Raw genomic sequence first — 21,237 nt, forward strand, 5'->3', positions numbered from 1 at the left:
TAACATTTGCCGTTCATTCTCCACGGCTTACCGTTTCGTCTGCTTTTTTTATGACAGAGAGTCCTTGCCCAGGTGTCACAGGCTTTCTTTTGTCTTCCAAATTCTTGTTAATGCAGGCGTTAAGTATGTTTTTATTTTGCAGGTTAACGGAAAAACCGTATCTTTGCACAAAACTACAGCTAAAAACAAATATTTCATTATGAAGACAAATTATGAAGTCAGGTATGCGTCACATCCTGATGATGCAAAGAAATATGACACAGCCCGTATCCGTCGTGATTTTCTTATAGAAACCTTATTCGTGGGTGATGAGGTGAATATGGTTTATTCGATGTATGACCGTATGGTCGTCGGTGGAGCCATGCCTGTAGGTGAGGAGTTAAAACTTGAGGCGATAGACCCTCTTAAGGCCGCTTTCTTTACTTCGCGCCGTGAGATAGGTGTCTTTAATGTCGGCAACGGCAGTGGAAAGGTGAAGGTCGGTGACGAGGTCTTTACACTTGGCTATAAAGAGGCTTTATACATCGGTCGTGGCGACCGTGACATAATATTCTGCAGTGATGACGCTGCAAATCCGGCAATGTTTTATTTCAACAGCACAACGGCTCATAAGGAATATCCCTGCATGAAGGTCACAAAGGCTGATGCCGTCGTTGCACACATGGGATCGCTTGAGATGAGCAACGAGCGTGACATAAATAAAATGCTGGTGTCGCAGGTCGTTCCGACTTGTCAATTGCAGATGGGAATGACAGAGCTGGCTCCGGGAAGTGTATGGAACACCATGCCGGCCCATGTCCATAGCCGCAGGATGGAGGCCTATTTCTATTTTGAAGTGCCTCAGGAACAGGCTGTATGTCATTTTATGGGTGAGGTGAACGAGACACGCCATATATGGATGAAAGGCAATCAGGCTGTTCTTTCACCGGAATGGAGCATCCACAGTGCCGCAGCTACACATAATTATACCTTTATATGGGGTATGGGAGGTGAGAACCTCGACTATGGCGACCAGGACTTTTCCCGGATTACAGATTTGAAATGATAATTACGCTCACAATTAAACTATAATAATAAAAGTATATGGATACATTTTCACAGAGATTCTCACTTGAGGGCAAGGTCGCTCTTGTGACGGGTGCGGCTTACGGAATTGGTTTTGCCATTGCAGAGGCGTATGCAATGGCCGGTGCGAAGATTGCATTTAACTGTCGTGGCCAGGAGCACATGGAAAAGGCGTTGGCTGATTATAAGGCAAAGGGTATTGACGCAAAAGGATATATTTGCGACGTCACAGACGAAGAGCAGGTGAAGGCAATGGTTGCCGACATAGAGAAAGAACTTGGAGTTATAGACATATTGGTGAATAACGCCGGCATTATCAAGCGTATTCCAATGACCGACATGTCTGTGGATGACTTCCGCAAGGTTATTGACATAGACCTGAATGCACCGTTTATCGTTTCAAAGGCAGTCCTTCCGGGAATGATAAAGAAAGGTCATGGTAAGATTATCAATATCTGTTCAATGATGAGTGAGCTCGGCAGGGAGACCGTTTCTGCCTATGCCGCTGCAAAGGGAGGCCTGAAGATGCTTACACGCAATATATGTTCCGAGTTCGGTGAGCATAACATACAGTGTAATGGTATCGGTCCGGGCTATATCGCGACTCCTCAGACAGCTCCTCTCCGTGAGACACAGCCTGATGGAAGCCGTCATCCTTTTGACAAGTTCATTATCTCGAAGACTCCTGCCGCACGTTGGGGTACTCCTGAAGACCTTATGGGACCGGCCGTATTCCTTGCTTCAGACGCTTCAGACTTTGTAAACGGGCATGTGCTCTATGTCGATGGCGGTATTCTCGCATATATAGGCAAGCAGCCATAATAAAATAACATGGAACCGTATGTGCACAGGAAAGCATATTTGACTTGAATCAGAATCTGCCGGCAGTTTGTGTTAAAACGGGCAGTCTCAAAGCAGTGATACCGCTTTCCGGTGTGTTTCTATAATGATGACGGGGCCGTGGCAATTTTGCCACGGCCCCGTCATCATACTTTCATGCTATGATTATTTATTAATCATTTCCGTCAGTTCAGAACCAGCCTTGAACTTCGCGATTTTCTTTGCTGCAATCTGAATCTTTTCTTTTGTGAGGGGATTGATTCCTTCGCGGGCCGGACGTTCGTTAACGCTGAATGTACCGAAACCTACGAATGTTATCTTGTCGCCTGCGATAAGAGCGTCCTTAATGGCGTCAATTGTTGCGTTAAGAGCTTTTTTTGCATCTTCCTTACCCAAACCTGAGCCGGCCGCAATCTTCTCGATCAATTCTGTCTTTTTCATAACTCTGTTTTTAATTAATAATATTATTTCTTTTATATTTGTTGTCTTGACAAATTCTCCGCAAATATAACTTAAAGAAATAAGAAATCAAACAAAAAATAAAGAAAAGTGATGATATTCTATAAAAATAGATGCTAAACACTTGTTTAAATGCTGTTTGACAGATATTTTTCGTAATTTTGCAGCCGATAAATGATATATTTTAATTTAGAAACAGGAAACAGTAATTATGCGCAACATTCCGGTAATAACGAAAAATCTGCTTATAATCAATGCCATTGTATTCATTGCCACTTATATTATCGAGAGAGCCGGTATTGATTTCACTTCCATATTCGGATTGCATTTCTTTTTGGCGGAGGATTTCCATATCTATCAGTTTGTGACTTATCAGTTTCTTCATGGCGGGTTTACGCATATATTCTTCAATATGTTTGCATTGTGGATGTTCGGATGCGTTATAGAGAATGTGTGGGGACCAAAGAAATTTCTTTTCTATTATATTTCCTGTGGAGTCGGTGCCGGCGTATTGCAGGAACTTGCCCAATTGTGCTCGTTCTATTTCACTGTCAGTGCCCAGGATCCCAGTATAGGAATGTTGGATATATTTGCTGTCGGTGACGCTTTGTCCCGCCAGCTTAATTCATGGACAACCATAGGCGCGTCCGGTGCCGTATATGCGATCCTGCTCGCGTTCGGCATGACATTCCCAAATGAGCGCATATTCATATTTCCTCTTCCCATACCGGTCAAGGCAAAGTGGTTTGTAATGTTTTATGCCGGTATAGAATTCTTCTCGGCCATGAGCGGTCCGGGCGACAATGTCGCGCACATGGCACACCTTGGCGGAATGCTCTTCGGCTATCTTATGATAAGGTATTGGAATAAGAATCCGCATTCCGGAGGCTTCGGTGAGAGAAATAATATCTTTGGAAATTTAAAGGACGGTTTTGGCCGTCAGAAGAAAAACTTTTTCAGTGGCTTTGGCAACGGCAGGCCGTCTTCCGGCAATGATGGCGACGTTTCCGGCCGGCAGCGTTTTTCGCGTGAAGATGACTGGGAGTATAACGAGCGTATGAAGGCAAGGCAAGTTGAAACGGACCGTATTCTTGACAAGATACGCAAAAGCGGATATGACAGTCTTACCGAAAGTGAAAAGCGTTTCCTGTTTGAGAGCGGTGATAAATAGATGGTAAGTCAGTTAAAGCAAATAACGGTGAATATGGCGGCGGGAGCGAATGTGGCTACTGTCATCATGATGTTTTTGTCGGGATTCTCAGATTATTGGGATCCTGTCAGGTTTCCCGTGTTGTCGTGCACAGGCCTTGCATTCCCGGTGTTTCTTGCCGTCAACATGGCGTTTCTTTTCTTTTGGCTTGCCTTTAAACGTATATACATGTCAATACCTTTGGTCGGATATCTTGCATGTTATGTGCCTTTGAGAATATATATGCCGTTGAATCTTCCGGAAGATATGCCTGAGGATGTCATAAAGGTTCTCACATACAACGTTGAAAACTATACCGGTGATCCGAGGTATGAAGACGGATTCTCTAAAATATATACATATATAAAGGAAAGCAAGGCTGACATAGTGTGTATTCAGGAGGATAATTCGAAACTGTTCGCGGCAATGCGTGACAGTGTCGGAGCCCCATACGCGTATTATGATACTACCGGTGTGGGCAACGCCTCCGTGAAGATGAATTGGCAGGGTATATACAGCCGTTTCCCGATTTTAAAGAAAGAAACGATCGGATATACCTCAAAGGGAAACGGCAGTGTGGCATATTATCTGAAGATTGATAATGACACCGTTATTGTAGTAAACAATCATTTTGAAAGCAATCACCTTTCTCCTGACGAACGTGAGATGTATAAGGATATGATTAAAGGCGATGTCGAGACCGATACGGCCAAGGCCGGATCGAAGATTATTTTTTCCAAGCTTGTCGAGGCCGTGGCCATGAGGGCGCCTCAGGCCGACTCCGTTCATCAATATATAGAGAACCATAAGGAATATCCTGTCATTGTATGCGGGGATTTTAACGACAACCCCATTTCATATACCAGGCGCACAGTGGCAAAGGGACTTGTTGATTGTTATGTCGAAACAGGCCGTGGGATAGGATTGTCATATAATCGGAAAGGCTTTTTTGTCCGTATCGACAATATTTTCTGTTCCGATAAGTTTAAGGCGTATAATTGTAAGGTTGATAATGAAATAGATGCATCCGACCATTATCCTATGTATTGTTGGTTAAGAATGGTGAATAAAAATGGAAAAAAGCCATAGAAAAAAGCCAAAAGATTTTTCAAAGTGTAAAAAAATCACTATATTTGCAAGCTTTATAACGCCATCTTGATGGCTCGGTTAAGGAATATAATAATTAAATAACATAAAAAATAAAATGCAAAACAAAGGAATTGTAAAGTTTATCGCACTTATGCTTATGCTCGTGTGTATATTCTACCTTTCTTTCTCTTTTGTGACACGCCAGTATGAGAACAAGGCTGCGGCAATGGGAGAAAAGGCAGGCAAGGAGTACCTCGACTCAATGAAGAACGAGAAAGTGTATCTTGGCATTTATTCTCTGAAGCAGTGCCGTGAGATGCAAATAGGTCTCGGTCTTGACCTTAAGGGCGGTATGAACGTGATTCTTGAGGTTTCTGTACCGGATGTAATCATGGTATTGGCCGACCACAAGACAGACCCGGCATTCATAAAGTCAATGCAGGAGGCAAAGAAAGAGGAGGAGACAAGTCAGAATGACTTTATCTCTCTGTTCGTTAAGTATTATCATCAGAATGCTCCCGGCCACCGTCTGGCTGAAATCTTCGCCACTCAGCAGATGAAGGGAAAGGTAAGCACACAAAGTAGTGATGCTGAAGTGGAGCGCGCCTTACGTGCGGAGGTTCAGTCGGCTGTAGACAACTCTTTCAATGTTGTACGTAACCGTATAGATAAGTTCGGTGTCGTTCAGCCGAATATCCAGAAACTTGAAGGCCAGTCCGGACGTATCATGGTTGAAATGCCTGGTGTTCAGGAGCCTGACCGTGTGCGCAAGCTTCTTCAGGGAAGTGCCAACCTTGAATTTTGGGAGACATATAACAGTCAGGAGATAGTTCCTTATCTTGCACAGCTCAACCAGCGTTTTGCAAATGAGAATGCTGACAACAAGGCTGTAAATGATACTGTACAGGCTGCTGCTGACACTGTAAGCACTGCCGCCGACACGGCAAAGGCAACAAGCCTTGCCGCTGCGATCAGCGGAAAGAAAGCGGAAAAGAAAGTCGTGTCGAAAGAAGCACAGGCCGAATTGCTTAAGAAGCAGAATCCGTTGTTCTCCGTGTTCCAGCCCGTACAGGGACAGAGCCTTAGCGTAGTCGGATATTCTTCATCAAGAGACACAGCGGATGTAAACAAGATTATCTATTCTGAACTGGCAAGACAGATACTTCCGTCGGATGTGAAACTTCTTTGGAGTGCGAAGGCCGCAGACTTTGATCCTAAAGCCGATGTATACGAACTTCATGCGATAAAGGTTTCGGAACCTTCCGGCCGTGCACCGCTTGAGGGTGACGTGATAACGACAGCCAAGGATGAGTTTGACCAGATGGGACATCCTTGTGTTTCAATGCAGATGAATTCCGACGGTGCGCGCCGTTGGGCACAGCTTACCAAAATGAATATTGGCAAGGCTATAGCCATCGTTCTTGATAACACTGTATACAGTGCACCCCGTGTGAACGGAGAGATTGCCGGAGGAAATTCACAGATTACAGGTAACTTTACCATTGAGGATACCAAAGACCTTGCGAATACCCTTAACTCAGGTAAGATGCCTGCTCCGACACGTATCGTACAGGAAGAGGTCGTTGGTCCTACACTTGGCGCACAGTCTATCCAACAGGGACTTATGTCATTTGTTGTGGCGTTTGTATTGCTGATGATTTACATGGTGGTATTGTATAATGTGATACCCGGTATGCTCGCAAATGTCGCATTGCTGTTCAACCTGTTCTTTACCTTGGGTATATTAGCGTCATTCCAGGCCGCACTCACCATGCCGGGTATCGCCGGTATCGTGCTTACTCTCGGTATGGCCGTTGACGCCAACGTGCTTATTTACGAGCGTACGAAAGAGGAATTGCGTAACGGTTTCAATGTAAAGGAAGCCATGAAGAAAGGATATTCAAATGCCTTCTCTGCAATTTTCGACTCAAACCTCACATCTATAATTACCGGTGTGATTCTTTACGTGTTCGGAACCGGTCCTATCCGTGGCTTTGCCACTACATTGATAATCGGTATCTGCTGTTCGTTCTTTACCGCAGTATACCTCACACGTCTTGTTTACAATCATCAGTTGAGTCGTGACAAGTGGCTTAACCTCACATTCACTACCAATTTCTCAAAGAACATGCTTCAGAACATGAAGGTCAACTTCATGGGCATGTACAAGAGGACATTCACAATCTGGGGTGTGGTTGCGGTTCTGTTTGTCATTTGCTTCGGTCTGCGTGGTCTTAGCAAGAGTATCGACTTTACCGGTGGCCGCAACTATGTTGTCGTATTGGAGAAAGGCATTGAGCCGGAGCAGGTTCGTACCGTTCTCAACGGTGCATTCGGTGATGCAAACGTCAGTGTCATCGCTTTGGGTACAGACGGCAAGACAATACGTATATCTACCAACTATAAGATAGAGTCAAACGATCCGAATATCGATGATGAGGTAGAGACAGTGCTTTTCAATGCCTTGTCTAAGGCGAACATGGTAACTCAGAAAGATGTTCACGCATTCAAGAATCCGGATATCCGTAGCGGCGGTTCCATCGTCAGCAGTACAAAGGTTGGTCCTGCAATTGCAAAGGATATTACTTACGGTGCCATTGTGAGCGTTATTTTCGCTTTGGTAGCTATCTTCGTTTACATCCTTATCCGTTTCCATAACGTTGCATTCTCTATAGGTTCAACCATAGCTCTTGCCCTTGATACACTCATTGTAATAGGATTCTATTCTGCATTGTGGGGTATAGTTCCCATGTCGCTTGAGATTGATCAGACGTTTATCGGAGCCATACTTACCGTTATCGGTTACTCCATAAATGATAAGGTGGTTGTGTTCGACCGTGTGCGTGAGAACATCCAGCTTTATGGCAAGCGCGACCGCATGGTGATATTCAATGATTCATTGAACCAGACTCTGGCACGTACCATAAATACATCCGCTACGACATTGCTCGTATTGCTTTGTATCTTCTTCCTTGGTGGTGACAGTATCCGCAGCTTCTCGTTTGCAATGATTCTCGGTGTTGTGTTCGGAACTCTGTCTTCAATATTCATTGCCGCTCCTATTGCATACCTTATAATGCGCAAGACAGGCCGTAAGGGAGAGAAGAATGTTGCGGTTGCATAATTGTTACTTGGACAAATGTGATAATTTAATTGCATAAATCCATATTTGGAATCTCTTATAAGGCGTATCGTTTTAATGCGGTACGCCTTTTTTATGAGCTGTGACAATCCTGTATGAATATTGCCATGGCTGGAAAATGTGCATGATGTATGGTTTTTCATTTATGCCCGTGGAAATAGAAATAATGTGGTATAAGGAAGGATATATAAAAAAACAGGACTTTTATTTTGTATTATCTCTGTTTTTACGTAACTTTGCAGGGTGAAAGCTTTCATGTAAAGAAAGATTTACAGATTCTATTGATGATGCTCTGATAGTTCAATGGATAGAATAGCTCTCTCCTAAAGAGTAGATCCGGGTTCGATTCCCGGTCGGAGTACAGATAGAATAGATAAAGTCCGATAGTTTATTGGGTGGAAGAGTTTGTTGCCTCAATAGACGATTATCTTATGTTTTTGTTTGGATACAGTCAGGATGGAAACCATATCCTTTGAGTGGGGTCGGGGCTTGGCACGTGTTATTGATATGAAAAGAAATGTGTGTCCGTTCTTTTCGGTGCAATGCTTTCGTCCGATTGTTTCAAAAAAGCATGTTCGGTTAAAATAATTGCATATTTTCCGCGTTCCTTCTATAAAGGAAAAACAATTATGAAAAAGATACTTTTATCGGTATGTGTAATTCTGTATGCGGCTGCTTCACAGGCTCAGAAGTCATCCATGAGGGAATATGTGGATCAGCTTATGCGGAAAATGACATTACATGAAAAGATAGGGCAGCTTAATCTTATGGTGGCCGGTGATATTACTACCGGTGGGGTCATGGACACACGTGTCGGCGGAGATATTGCGGCTGGTAATATCGGTGGGGTCTTCAACATAAAGGGTATAGACAAGATACGTGCCATTCAGGATATAGCTGTGAAGAAGTCGCGTCTCGGTATTCCGCTTATTGTGGGCATGGATGTTATCCACGGTTATGAGACAATATTCCCCATTCCGCTGGCCATGTCATGTTCATGGGATATGGAGGCCATAGAGCGCAGTGCCATGATAGCCGCAAAGGAATGCAGTGCTGACGGAATAAACTGGACGTTCTCGCCAATGACGGATATTGCCCTTGATGCCCGATGGGGACGTATAAGCGAGGGTGGAGGTGAGGATCCGTTTCTTGGAAGCCGTATAGCGGAGGCCATGGTGCGCGGCTATCAGGGTGATTATTCTAAGCCGTATAACATCATGGCATGTCTGAAGCATTTTGCCTTATATGGGGCGGTGGAGGCCGGACGTGACTACAACACGGTGGACATGAGCCGCATACGCATGTATAACAGGTATTTCCCGCCATATAAGGCTGCGGTAGATGCGGGTGTGGGCAGTGTGATGTCGTCATTCAATATTGTTGACGGTGAGCATGCTACGGCCAACAGGTGGCTCCTCACCGACTTGTTGCGTGATCAATGGAACTTTGACGGCTTTGTCGTGACAGACTATGAGTCGATAGGTGAGATGACAAAACACGGTTTCGCTCCGCTTGCCGAGTCATCTGTGATGGCACTTAGGGCAGGTACGGATATGGATATGTGTTCCCGGGGCTTTGTCGGCACATTGGAGAAATCGCTGAAAGAGGGCCTTGTGACAATAGAGGAAATAGACTTGGCATGCCGTCGAGTGCTTGAGGCAAAGTATAAACTCGGATTGTTTGCCGATCCATATAAATATCTTGACAAGAAGCGTGCAAAGAAAGATATATTCACGGCAGAGAACCGTAAGGCCGCACGTGACATCGCGGCAGAGACATTCGTGCTTCTGAAGAATGAAGGCAACTTGCTGCCGCTGAAAAAACAAGGTAAGATAGCACTTATAGGTCCGCTTGCCAATACGCGTAGCAATATTACTGGTACATGGTGTGTGGCGCAGACCCCAGAACGTTATTCCACTTTGAAGGACGGAATGGAACGTGCCGTCGGTGACAAGGCTGTCGTGCTCTATGCCCAGGGATGTAACATAAGCCGCGATGAGGCATTCCAAAGAGATTCCGAATTTGGCAGGACTATAGAGCGTGGTGATGAAAAACAGCTGAAGGCAGAGGCCGTTCAGGTGGCAGGGATGGCCGATGTGATTGTCTGTGCCATGGGCGAATGCTCCGAAATGTCTGGTGAGTCGTCAAGCCGTGCAAATCTTGATCTGCCTGATGTGCAGATGGAACTTCTGAAGGAGCTTGTCGCGTTGGGCAAGCCAGTGGTCCTGCTTAATTTCTCAGGTCGTCCGACGGTGATGAAATGGGAAGACGATAATGTACAGGCAATCCTTAACGTATGGTTCGGAGGCAGTGAGGCCGCTGATGCCATAGCCGATGTGGTGTTTGGCGACAAGGTGCCGTGCGGGCGTCTTACGGCAACGATGCCTCAGGCAGTGGGGCAGTTGCCGCTGTATTATAATCATCTTAACACAGGACGTCCTGTGCCGGAGGGTGCAAATAAGTATTACAAGTATCGCAGCAATTATCTTGATATGCGCAATGACCCGTTGTATCCTTTTGGCTACGGGCTGTCGTATACCACATTCTCATACAGTGACTTGCAGCTTAGCAGCAATACAATGGCTGCCGACGGTGACGTGAAAGTGTCTGTAATGGTCACCAATACCGGTGGCCGCGATGCGGCCGAGGTGGTGCAGTTGTATATCAGGGACGTGTTTGCATCTATAGCCCGTCCGGTGAAAGAGCTGAAGGGGTTTGAGCGTATTGAGCTTAAGGCAGGTGAAAGCCGCAGGGTAGAGTTTACGGTCACTCCTGATTTACTTAAATTCTATAACCGTAATCTCGACTTTGTGCTTGAACCGGGGGATTTCGAGATAATGGTAGGGCCTAACAGCCGCGATTTGAAGAAACTGAAACTAACGGTTAAATAAAACTGCGAGCCGGATTCAAAAGCAAAACTTGTTTTCGGAGGGAGTATCTAAGGATACAAAACAGCCAACTAATTCATGCTGGAAGCATTGTGAATTAGTTGGCTGTTTTTTTGATTGTTAAATGAATATCCCTACACCGTGTTCTGCATTTAGCTATAGTTACTATAATGTGTGTTAGCGGTTACGTACGACACGGATCTTCTTTTGGGTCATGCGCGGTACTGTTGTACCGTTGCCGAGATAAGCTCGGGTAGCGTCATTATAGGCTGTCGACGACCAAAAATCACCTGTAGTGAAGTTTCCGGCCGGCATTCTGCCAAATTGCTCATACGCCGGCAGATACCACAGAATATCATTTTCGAGAATTTTCGGTGCTGTTGTCTCTGTTCCGGTCTCGCTGTCGGAATATCTGTTCAGATAATAACGGTTTTTCTTTAATACCATTGTTAATGCCTGGCTTTCGTCAATCAATGAGCCCCCAACTTCCTGCGGTACGTCCGACGGATCATCATTTGCCCTGCGTCTGAATGCCGGTGTGTTGCTGGTGCCTATACGTTTCATCTGCTGTAATGCGTGTTCAAAAGTATTTGATATGGCCGAGCCTCCGAAGTTGAACAGCTGTACCGTATTGGTATGTCCGTCATCCGGAGAGGATGCTGTAGCACCGAGATTGCTCAGCTTAGAGTAATCGATTGCCACATAAAACCGTTGACTTACAAGTGATATATTATATGAATCATAGTCTACATACGATGACGCATTATATTGACTGACAAGATTGCTTATCATATTTCTTACCCTGTATGCGGTAATCAGCCCCGATGAATTATTGTAAATATATACAATCTTTGCCGTATAGTAAAAGCCGTAGGCTCCGTTGATGTTGTCATCGAGCTGTTCCCATCCCTCGTTGCCGTTCCACAGCGGGTGAAGCTGTCTGATCTCATGTGTTACAGTATAGCGTGGCGGGGCGTTGTCTACGCTGAGCTTTAGTGTTATTGTCCGGTCTTGCTCTGTGATATTCTCCGGAAGGAATATTGTAATTGGAAAATCGCCCGAGCCATAACCTTTCACTATCGATGTCCCGCGGGCCGACACATTGGTTATGGTTGTTCCGTTCCGTATTTCCTTGTCGGTCCAGAATCCCTGTTTTACAAATTCGTTGACGTCTGCACTCAGCTGGACGCTCGGATCCGCGTTGTCTGATGCTTCAATGCTGAGCGTCCACGACTTGCCGGCAGGCACACCGCTTATGCGTATGTTATTGTTGCATATCACATAGTGGGCATCTTGGGTTTCCGACGGTTCGGTGAATTCAAGTTCGAATGCCGATGTGATGCCTATATGGTATGTAGTGACGGTGCCCTGTTTCCATGTCTGGCCGTTGAGAGAGGCGGTGAGATGACGTTCAGTACCGGTAACGTCGTCTTGAAATACCACTGTAAGCATTGCGTCTTCTTCAAGTTGCTGTGGTATCATCATTAGTGTGTTATAATCGGGCAGTATTGCTGTGCCGGCCGTTTCTGTGTCTGTAGTAGCCTTGTCGGCATTTATGGTAAATGATGTCTTGCCGGTTAGATTGCTCCATTGTGTGGTGTATTGCCCGTGTGACATGATGCCGGATAGTGTAATGCTTTTTATTTTACCGGCCTGCATCTCTGTTCCGAATACGAATCGGACAGCGGCACAAAGGTGTTTGAAATGCAACGGCACGCGTTTGTCTGGGGTGTTCAGCCTGTCTGTAGTGGCTAACATGAGGTCTTTCTGGTTGTAGGATGATGCCGGCACATCATAATTTATTATCATTGATCCGATGTCTGATGCGGACTCCGTTATTTCTACTCCGGGAGAGTCTGCTCCCGCCATAGCCCAGAAATTTAGGGTTGAGCCGGGTGATGTCGGCCAGTAATAGAGGGTTGGGGTTGACCAGTAATCACTCTGTCTGAGAGCTTTCTCATTTCTGAAAAACGGTATCGGGTCTGCTGTTTCCGAAGAGTAGTAGAATGAATATATGCTGAAATCACCGATAGCGTCGGCATTAGTTATAGGTATGGACCTGCTTGTCTTTCTACAGGAATCCATATCGGTGACAGTAATTATGGCATCAACCTGAGAGATATTACAGGTGTCTCCGCCACATCGCAATGTCAGTATATCAGGCGTTCGGGTTTCTTCAATGGCACGCGACCTGGGGGTGATTCCTGCCACTCCAAACTTTATGCCCGCATTATTGCCGATGTCAATCAGTGATGTCTCATCAGTGCATGATGATATTCCGACAATAAATATGAATGATAATACCTGATATAATTTCATTGTCCGGTTTTTACTTGTTAGTGTTTAAATGTGAAGATTATGGATTATATGTTTCATACCGGTTCCGGTGAGGCCCGGTATGAAACTTATGATATTCTTTATTCTTCGGTTGGAGTAGTGCTCTCGGGAAGAGTAACGGGAATGCCACTTTCCTCTATCCATCCGTCAACATCAATAACGTTAAATTCGATTGGGAACATATCCTGCTCCGGGTCGATATTCTTGGGATTAATATCCGCCAGAAAGTTATAGCTGTGTCCGTTCTGGAATGTTGTTGTGGGAATCTCTTGGTTATTGTGGTAGTAAGTGGCAATCGTTTTGCCGTATACAATGAGATCGATATTAAATGAGATATTAAGTGTCTGTTCACCAGGGATGATAAATTTGGTGCCGCTTGCCACAGATGCTGCATTTAACGCGATTTGATTTGCAGGTACGAACAAATTATTGCGTAGAGTCAGTTCCGTAGTGTTGGAGTGATTGTTCCACGTAGGATCCTTTTCGCCAAGAGTCAGTTCGGCCTGAGTGGCGGCATTGGTTATCTTAAGGTCATAGATTTTTATTGAGTATGCATCGCTTCCCATTGCGTTTTTGAATGTAAACTTAACTCGTGACAGCGCGTGTTTGAATACGAACTCCACTTTACCGGGGCTGGTGGTGATTTGGGCTGGAGTGCTTTTGGTGGCATACGCATACACCAAATCTTCATTTCCTCCAGACTTTGAGTTGTCGATGGAAATTGTTCCTGAGCCATAAAAATCCGCATTTATATCAATAGGCAGATTGTCGGCCCATGTATAGGTGTAGTGGCTGTTGCCTTCGCTTACAGGTGATGAGATTGCAGTAAAGAAATAATTCTTGTCTGCTGTCCAATACTGGATAGGAGTATATCCCCATTCTGTAGATTGGTCAGGACGTGAGACAATTTGCCCGTCGAAGTTCTTCACAGGTGTCTCGTCACCAATATAGCCGTAAACGGTCATATTCATAAGATTTGTTTTTGATGCATCTGTGGCACGGGTGGTTTTGCTGACAAAACTGTCGAAGTTGATAGCTGCCTGGCCGGGAACCGAGATAACTTCATCGTTTGAACACGATGATAACATCAGAGATGCAGCGACTGCTGCTAAAACATGTTTTTTCATACTTTTGTTGTTTATAATGATTAATAATATGTTATATGTCAATTATAATGTCTTCATATTCACCCCAGCCGTCAACATCGATATCAAATCCTGATCCTGATTCGTTGCCGTCCTTATCGCTTATTTCAAGACCGGTGATTAATATCACTCCACCGTGTGGCTGAGCGGCAATCAGCTTCGTTACATCATGGTCGAAATTAATAACCTTGCCGTTTTTTAGCATTACTTCGAGGTTTAGACCGTAGAAATCTCCCGAACGCGAATAGTTGTTGTTGGGATAGTTGGGTATTCCGAAAGAGTTTACGACAGCCTCGATGCCCCAATCGTAAACATTGCAGTCATAAAGTATTGTGACACGGTCGTTACCGGTATGGCCGTCATACATGAATACCGAGCCGGCCATGCCTGTCATTGCTCCTCGGGCCAGTCCCGCATATTCAATGCCGCGAGTAAACTCATAGCGTACGACATATTTGAAAACCAAAGGTTTCATAGTGGCTCTGATAGTCATCGGATTTACCATGGGCTGCTGGTCATATTTTTCAATATAATAGCCGAACAGAGGATCGGGAGGCGATACCGTTTTCTCCGTTTTGTTTCCTGATGAAGTGTTAAGTGTGTTGCCTGTATATCCGGCCCTGGACCTTACGCGTGTTGTGGCTTTTGCCGATACGGAAATGTTCAGGTCGTTGAAAATGATATACTCGGTATCGTCGTTATACATAAGTAGTGAGTTTATGCCCGGTGTCATCTCGATGACTCCTCCTGTGGGAGGCAGGTGCCTTGACGTTTTTTGTCCGTTGCCACCGTAGGTGTTGACGCAAAGTCCTTCGGGCATTGACGGATTAAGCGAATGATAACTGTATCCGAAACTCTCCGGCCAGCAGGCACTCCAGTCGAAGCCGTCAGATTCGCGCATTTCCCATATCAGTTCGTATGATGCAGCCACCTTTGACTCGTAGCGTGCGGAATGTTTCGGATGGTTGAAGCACAAGTCTTTGTGTTCACAACTGCACAGTGATGTAGCCAGAACCAGTATCACGGTGACAGCGAAGCGTATGTGATGTGGTTTCATTCCGAATCTCCTTTCTGTTTGTTGCGGTTACCGTAGCCTATAAGCCATACCAGTGAAACCTCGGCTTTTGCAGGACCGAACCAGTGGCGCTGCTTGGTGGCTTGCCACACATAATGCCCGTCAATGGGCTTATATTCGTAATACTCACCTCCCAGATATCCTGCGCCGATGGTAAGGTCGATGTTTATACGCTGTCTTATCGGCAACGAGAATCCGTATTCTATGCCTCCTCCATAGTTGTATTTATTCCCCATTTGTCCTTTTCCGCCAAGTTCAAAGTCATACGTGAGTATCTGTGCATAAAGGCCTATGTGATGTCCGGTAAGAGGTTTTTCCGCAGCCCTTTGTCCGAACCAGCGTCTCAGGGCGATATCTCCGCCATAGTATCGCCAATAATTATGATGTCTGTCGCTTTTCCACCATGCATACGACCAGTTGGCGTTGAGGCTTACCATCTTTCCTAAATATACTTCTGCGCCTATGCTTGGTATCAGCAGGGCGTCATAAAGCATATTGCTTTTCAGCGAGACATATAATGGCCGGCGGGCGGTTTGTTTTTTTGTGCCTGTTGTCTGCACAGTATCTGTGGCAGGAACAATGTCTTGCTGTGTGTCCACGTTTTCTCCGGTATGTTTCCCGGCCATGTCAGGTGTTGTGTCGGCAACCTCGTTAAACGGCTTGACCACCGGAGATTTCTTTATATATATGAATGTTACCGATGCATAGCGGAAATCGTTCAGCAAGGGTTTTATTTCCTTCCACAACAACCCGCGGTTGAACTGTCTCAGCCGCTTTATCCTTTCGGATGGCGGGCGGTTGTCAGCCGTATCGTTTAATATCTCAAGCGCCTGCCGGCGGTGTGGTATGTCAGATGATTCTATGACACTGCCAAGTAATGACAAATCTATAATGTCATTTTTATGTGTCATACTTCCGATGACTGATGTTTCGGTTCTTTGCGTTACATATTTTTCTATGGCATGCATACGTTTTTCAGAAAGCTGACGGTTGAATAGCCGTGGTCCTTCCGGTGATGCATATCCGCAGAATACAATTTCCTTTATTTCAATAGTACTGTCGGCTATGGCTTTTTCTATAAATCGGCTGATATCATTCAAAGATTTTGAGTTGCCGCTGAATTGTGGGTCTATGTCATAGCGGTTTACATGAAATATAATCCTTGACTCCATCCGTTCCGCCGTGTATCCGGTGCCAGCCGTCTTTGAAATAAAGGCAAAGAGGAATGACAGCAAAACGAATTTACGTAAAGCAGGAAAATCGAATGTGATATACTTTATATGAGTATGGGGCATGTTGTAAAAATACTGTGAGATAATACCAATAAACCAAAGCGTATATGCCACAGTATAAAGGTCGTTTTATTAAACACTTCATAAATATAATAGTTTTTGTCAGGAATCACAAGAAAAGAATGCGTAATTTATGTTAAATACAGTTGGATTATTGTGTTTTTATCAAAAAAGTTATTATACTACCTATAATCCATGTGTCTTTTTATGTATGTTTAAGTTTTGCTGTTATCGGCAAAATTTGCTATATTTGCAAACCAAAACTATTAAAACAATAATCAAAAAGCACATGTATAACTTTAGGGTAAAAAAGGGAATGCCTTGTGGCAGGATTCTGTCCGGGACATCAAAGGGTATTGTCGGTAAATGTATTCTTTCAGTGGTTTCAACAATGTTTTTTGCGGCTCCTTATGCATCGGCAGGTGTATCGGATCATGAGAACCATATTCCGCGGTATAAGACACAAGTTGCGGTGACAGTTGAAAAGTATAAATACACATCAAGAGAGTGGAAGAGTATAGTCAGGAAAAGCCCCGACAGTTTCTTCCGTACTGATGAGGCTGTGAGAATAGCGGAAAACGTACTCGACTATCAGCGTGTCACCGGTGGATGGCCAAAGAACATTGCGATACACGAGCCGCTTGGCGACAGACGCAATGAAGTGCTTGAGGCAAAGAAGCGCAGAACCGATTCGACGACAGACAATGACGCCACAATTCTTGAAATGACCTATCTTGCGCGTCTCTATCATCAAAGGCCGGATGAGCGTTATAAACAGGCGTTTATGAAAGCTGTAGACTTCCTGCTCGACGGACAGTATGACAATGGAGGATGGCCGCAGTTCTGGCCTGAAAACAGGGGAGATTACCAGACACATATTACCTACAATGATAATGCCATGGTACAGACACTTACCGTCATACGTGACCTGAGAGACGGAAAGACCCCGTTCGACATCATCACAGACAAGGCAATCAAAAAGCGTCTTGCCAAGGCCTTCGACAAGGGTGTCGAATGTATTCTTAATACTCAGATTATTGTGAACGGAGAGCCTACTGTATGGTGTCAGCAGCATGACAGCAAGACATTGGCTCCGGCAAAGGCGCGTGCATACGAGCTTCCCTCATTCTGTTCGGCTGAAAGTGCGTCGCTGGTATATATGCTTATGGAGATTCCCAATCCCGACAGTCGTGTTAAGGCTGCTGTAAACGGTGCTATGAAATGGTTTGAAAACCATAAGCTTACAGGAATAAAGGTCGTCCGTTTTATAGACAGCGAAGGCAAAAGCGATACGAAGGTGGTGGAAGATGCCGGTGCCGAGCCTATATGGGCGCGATATTATGATTTGGAAGAAGCCGAACCAATGTTCTGCGACCGCGACGGGGTGCCACGGCGCACATTGGCGGAGATTGGCAGAGAAAGACGTGGAGGCTATGGGTGGTACAGCAACTCACCGGCGTATCTGTATCCGGAATATGAAAAATGGAAAAAGAAGTATAATATGTAGGGGAAATCGCTCTGTTGCCTTTGCCCATATATGCGGATGAGGTGCGTACAGCCTGCTGTACGCACCTCATCCGCATATATGGGTCAAGTCTTTTTCTTACATGTATCCAAGCCAGCGTAGGATATCGTTCATGTTGGCGACGATGAGAAGAAGGATTACTATGCCGAAGCCTACATATTCGGCGGCAATCATGAATTTCTCGCTTGGCTTGCGCCTTGTTATCATCTCGTATACAAGGAACAACACGTGGCCTCCGTCGAGGGCCGGGATTGGCAGGATATTCATGAAAGCAAGGATAATGCTGAGAAAAGCTGTCATCTTCCAGAACACGTACCAGTCCCATGTGCCGGGGAACAGGTTTCCTATCGTGCCGAATCCGCCTAAAGATTTTGCTCCGTCGGAGGAGAATACATACTTCATGTCATCCACATATCCTGTAAGTACGCTTATTCCGTATTTCACTCCGGCAGGTAAACTCTCGAGGAATCCGTATTCTGTGGTTACAGCCTTATAGCCCTTAATCACGTTCACCGGTGCGAAACCAGCCTTTAAGTCGGCGGTGAGTGTAAGTGAGACGGTATCGCGGAGATCTGTATTCCCTTTGCCGATCACCATAGTTACGTTTCTTGCCTTAAGGCTGTCGCCGGAAGTCTTTGCCACGGCCAACACATCGCTTAATTTGGAAATCTCATAAAGAAACTCGTTGTGCGAGTCTATGGCTTTCCCGTTTAGGGCGATTATTCTGTCGCCCTTGGCCAGTCCTGCCTTTTGGGCAGGGGTGTTGGGAAGAACGGAATCTACGCGTGCGGGAATGAGCATTTCGGCAAATAGAGGCCTATCCTTTATCATCTGCAGCATGTTCAGGTCGCCTGGGAGGTTTATCGTGACGTTCTTGCCGTTTCTTATGACATGAACCTGTTTTGCCTTTGATATATCACGGAACATATCCGCACCGAAGTCCTTGAAATCTTGTTTCTCAGTGCCTACAAGTCTGTCACCGTCACGGAATCCGAGCTGTTGCGCCTCTGTGTTGAACTTCATACCGTAAGTATAGTTCTTCAAAGGAATGTAAGAGTCGCCCCATGTGAACAATATCATCGAGTATATGAACAGTGCAAGTATAAAATTCACAAGCACTCCGCCCACCATTACCAACAGGCGCTGCCATGCCGGTTTGGCCCTGAACTCCCATGACTGCACGGGCTGTTTCATCTGTTCCGTGTCGAAACTCTCGTCAATCATTCCCGCAATCTTGCAGTATCCTCCGAGCGGAAGCCATCCCATGCCGTATGCCGTATCGCTGTTTTTCGGCTTGAATTCAAACAGATGGAACCACGGGTCGAAAAAGAGGTAGAACTTCTCGACACGTATTCCGAACAGTTTTGCGAAGAAGAAGTGCCCGCCCTCATGTAGCAGTACCAACAACGATATTGACAGCATGAACTGCAATATCTTTATCAACAAAATTTCCATTTCTTATTCTATTTGTTTTTAATTTGTCTTTATATATAGATAATGTCCAGATAAGTTCCGTTTCAGATGTTTTCCATTATTCCGAGTGCGATCTTTCGTGCCTCGCGGTCGCTTTCAACGTAGGTGTCGTATGTCGGTGCTGCGTCGAATGTGGCAAGCTCCATTGTCTGTTCTATTATCTCGCTTATCTGTATGAACCCGCAACGTTCCTCAAGGAATCCCCGGTTTGCAATCTCGTTTGCGGCATTCATTATACACGGCATGTTGCCACCGCGGTTCACGGCTTCGAAAGCGAGGGATAGACACCTGAACCTTTCCATGTCGGGCTTATGGAATTCCAGTGGTCCGGCGAACAGGTCGAGCCGTTCTGATGTGAGGCGCAGGCGTTGGGGGAAAGAGAATGCGTACTGTATCGGCAGGCGCATGTCCGGCACTCCGAGTTGTGCTTTCACGGCACCGTCGCGGAACTGTATGGCGCTGTGAACTATCGATTGCGGGTGTATAAGCACTTCAATCTGCGATGCGTCTACCCCGAAGAGCCATTTTGCCTCAATCATTTCGAATCCCTTGTTCATCATTGTGGCACTGTCTATTGTTATTTTTGCTCCCATTTTCCATGTGGGGTGTCTCAGTGCATCGTCTTTTGTAACCGTCCGGAGCTGATCCATTGTCATGTTGCGGAAAGGGCCTCCGCTTGCCGTGAGGAGAATTTTCTCAATCTCATTGCCGTCCTCTCCTGTAAGGCACTGGAATATTGCCGAGTGCTCGCTGTCCACCGGAAGAACCGGTGTATGGTATTCCGTGGCAAGTCTTTGTATCAGCTCTCCTGCCACGACAAGTGTCTCCTTGTTTGCAAGGCAAATTGTCTTGCGTGCCTTGATCGCATGTATCGTAGGCGACAGGCCGGCAAAACCTACCATCGCCGTAAGCACGATGTCTATGGGTGATGCTTCCACAATTTCGTCTACGGCTTCCTTGCCTGCGTATACTTTTATGTCAGGTTCGTCTGCGAGCAGTTCCTTCAGTCTTCCGTAATGGGCGTCGTTTGCTATTACCACGGCTGCCGGCTTGAACCTTCGTGCCTGTTCTGCAAGCTTATCCACGCGGTTGTTTGCCGTAAGACAGTATATCTCATACATGTCAGGATGCTCCGCTACCACTTCAAGTGCCTGTGTGCCGATAGAGCCTGTGGAACCAAGTATTGCTATTTGTTTCATAAAGAATATTATAAGTCTGCCAGTCCTTCCGGCACGGTCATTGTTATTTCCCGGTTCTCGCTGTCCACAGCCGTTATCAGCTCTTCGGCTGCCGGCACGAGTATCCCGTTGTCGAGTTCAAGTAGAATATTTATTGTTGTGTCGTCTACGGATATTATGTGTCCTATTACCTTGTCGCTTGTCGAGTCTTTCAGTGCGAATCCTACCGTTTCCGCCCATGTCATTCCTTTCTCGGTGCTGTCGCTGAGATGTCGCGGGAAGAACACTTCGCATCCTGTGAGCTGTGCGGCTCTTTCCTGTGTGTCTATGTCGCAGAATTTCATCAGTACGCTCTCGTCGTTTCTGAAGCGATACTCTTCCATGAAGAAAGGCACGAGTATCCCGTCTATCTTTAAAATAAGATATTCGCTTTCTGTGCGGTCGAACACGTCATCTTGAAATTGCATGGATATTTCCCCCTTTATTCCATGAGGTTTGCCGAGGCGGCCTATTTTATATACACTTTCTTCACTTATCATA

The 21,237-nt window shown here is 45.5% G+C and carries 15 protein-coding genes and 1 tRNA gene; 8 read left to right on the top strand and 8 right to left on the bottom strand.

Translation table 11 applies throughout. From position 1 onward, the window contains the following. Positions 1-199: 199 nt before the first annotated feature. Together kduI and HPS56_RS01625 are read left to right on the top strand one after the other, a co-directional pair. Positions 200-1,045: a 5-dehydro-4-deoxy-D-glucuronate isomerase gene (gene kduI / locus HPS56_RS01620; protein ID WP_172272787.1), complete on the top strand. Its 846-nt coding sequence runs from the start codon at positions 200-202 to the stop codon at positions 1,043-1,045. A gap of 38 nt (positions 1,046-1,083) precedes the next feature. Continuing rightward, the gene (locus tag HPS56_RS01625) at positions 1,084-1,887 is read left to right on the top strand and encodes a gluconate 5-dehydrogenase (protein WP_172272789.1); all 804 of its coding nucleotides are present in this window, start codon (positions 1,084-1,086) and stop codon (positions 1,885-1,887) included. A gap of 183 nt (positions 1,888-2,070) precedes the next feature. Here the strand turns inward: HPS56_RS01625 and HPS56_RS01630 are convergent, their stop codons facing one another. Continuing rightward, positions 2,071-2,346: an HU family DNA-binding protein gene (locus tag HPS56_RS01630; RefSeq protein ID WP_172272791.1), complete on the bottom strand. Its 276-nt coding sequence runs from the start codon at positions 2,344-2,346 to the stop codon at positions 2,071-2,073. A 229-nt stretch (positions 2,347-2,575) separates the two neighbouring features. Here HPS56_RS01630 and HPS56_RS01635 point away from each other — a divergent pair, with 229 nt between their 5' ends. From HPS56_RS01635 to bglX, 5 genes are all read left to right on the top strand, one after another. Next, complete coding sequence (locus HPS56_RS01635; protein ID WP_172272793.1) at positions 2,576-3,535, top strand: rhomboid family intramembrane serine protease; 960 nt, start codon at positions 2,576-2,578, stop codon at positions 3,533-3,535. Next, positions 3,536-4,642, top strand: a complete 1,107-nt coding sequence (locus tag HPS56_RS01640; protein ID WP_172272795.1) for an endonuclease/exonuclease/phosphatase family protein — start codon at positions 3,536-3,538, stop codon at positions 4,640-4,642. It abuts the gene before it with no gap. Positions 4,643-4,757: 115 nt separating this feature from the next. After that, positions 4,758-7,766: a protein translocase subunit SecDF gene (secDF, locus tag HPS56_RS01645; RefSeq protein WP_172272797.1), complete on the top strand. Its 3,009-nt coding sequence runs from the start codon at positions 4,758-4,760 to the stop codon at positions 7,764-7,766. A gap of 307 nt (positions 7,767-8,073) precedes the next feature. Then, positions 8,074-8,145: transfer RNA gene (locus HPS56_RS01650), tRNA-Arg, on the top strand. Between the two features lie 268 nt (positions 8,146-8,413). Further along, a complete protein-coding gene (gene bglX, locus HPS56_RS01655) occupies positions 8,414-10,675 on the top strand; it encodes a beta-glucosidase BglX (protein ID WP_172272799.1) in 2,262 nt (753 codons plus the stop codon). A gap of 174 nt (positions 10,676-10,849) precedes the next feature. On the opposite strand, the gene HPS56_RS01660 is transcribed toward bglX, so the two are convergent. The 4 genes from HPS56_RS01660 to HPS56_RS01675 all read right to left on the bottom strand — a co-directional run bounded on the left by HPS56_RS01660 (position 10,850) and on the right by HPS56_RS01675 (position 16,524). Further along, the gene (locus HPS56_RS01660) at positions 10,850-12,991 is read right to left on the bottom strand and encodes a fimbrillin family protein (protein ID WP_172272802.1); all 2,142 of its coding nucleotides are present in this window, start codon (positions 12,989-12,991) and stop codon (positions 10,850-10,852) included. A gap of 98 nt (positions 12,992-13,089) precedes the next feature. After that, a complete protein-coding gene (locus tag HPS56_RS01665) occupies positions 13,090-14,136 on the bottom strand; it encodes a fimbrillin family protein (protein ID WP_172272805.1) in 1,047 nt (348 codons plus the stop codon). 31 nt (positions 14,137-14,167) lie between these two features. Beyond that, entirely contained in the window at positions 14,168-15,211 is a 1,044-nt protein-coding gene (locus HPS56_RS01670) for a DUF5119 domain-containing protein (protein ID WP_172272808.1), read from the bottom strand. Then, on the bottom strand, positions 15,208-16,524 hold the full coding sequence (locus HPS56_RS01675; protein ID WP_172272811.1) for a DUF3575 domain-containing protein: 1,317 nt from the start codon (positions 16,522-16,524) through the stop codon (positions 15,208-15,210). Before HPS56_RS01675 ends, HPS56_RS01670 begins: the two co-directional genes overlap by 4 nt. 286 nt (positions 16,525-16,810) lie before the next feature. On the opposite strand from HPS56_RS01675, the gene pelA reads away from it, so the two are divergent. Further along, positions 16,811-18,028 (top strand): pectate lyase, encoded by a 1,218-nt coding sequence (gene pelA / locus HPS56_RS01680; RefSeq protein ID WP_253952360.1) that lies wholly within the window; start codon positions 16,811-16,813, stop codon positions 18,026-18,028. Positions 18,029-18,124: 96 nt separating this feature from the next. Here pelA and rseP read toward each other — a convergent pair whose 3' ends face one another. From rseP to rimM, 3 genes are all read right to left on the bottom strand, one after another. Next, the gene (gene rseP, locus HPS56_RS01685) at positions 18,125-19,501 is read right to left on the bottom strand and encodes an RIP metalloprotease RseP (protein ID WP_172272814.1); all 1,377 of its coding nucleotides are present in this window, start codon (positions 19,499-19,501) and stop codon (positions 18,125-18,127) included. Positions 19,502-19,563: 62 nt separating this feature from the next. Continuing rightward, complete coding sequence (locus tag HPS56_RS01690; protein ID WP_172272817.1) at positions 19,564-20,718, bottom strand: 1-deoxy-D-xylulose-5-phosphate reductoisomerase; 1,155 nt, start codon at positions 20,716-20,718, stop codon at positions 19,564-19,566. An 8-nt stretch (positions 20,719-20,726) separates the two neighbouring features. Continuing rightward, complete coding sequence (gene rimM / locus HPS56_RS01695; protein WP_172272820.1) at positions 20,727-21,236, bottom strand: ribosome maturation factor RimM; 510 nt, start codon at positions 21,234-21,236, stop codon at positions 20,727-20,729. Position 21,237: the final 1 nt, after the last annotated feature.

The organism is Xylanibacter muris, from assembly GCF_013166605.1.
In the GTDB taxonomy this organism is placed as follows: domain Bacteria; phylum Bacteroidota; class Bacteroidia; order Bacteroidales; family Bacteroidaceae; genus Prevotella; species Prevotella muris.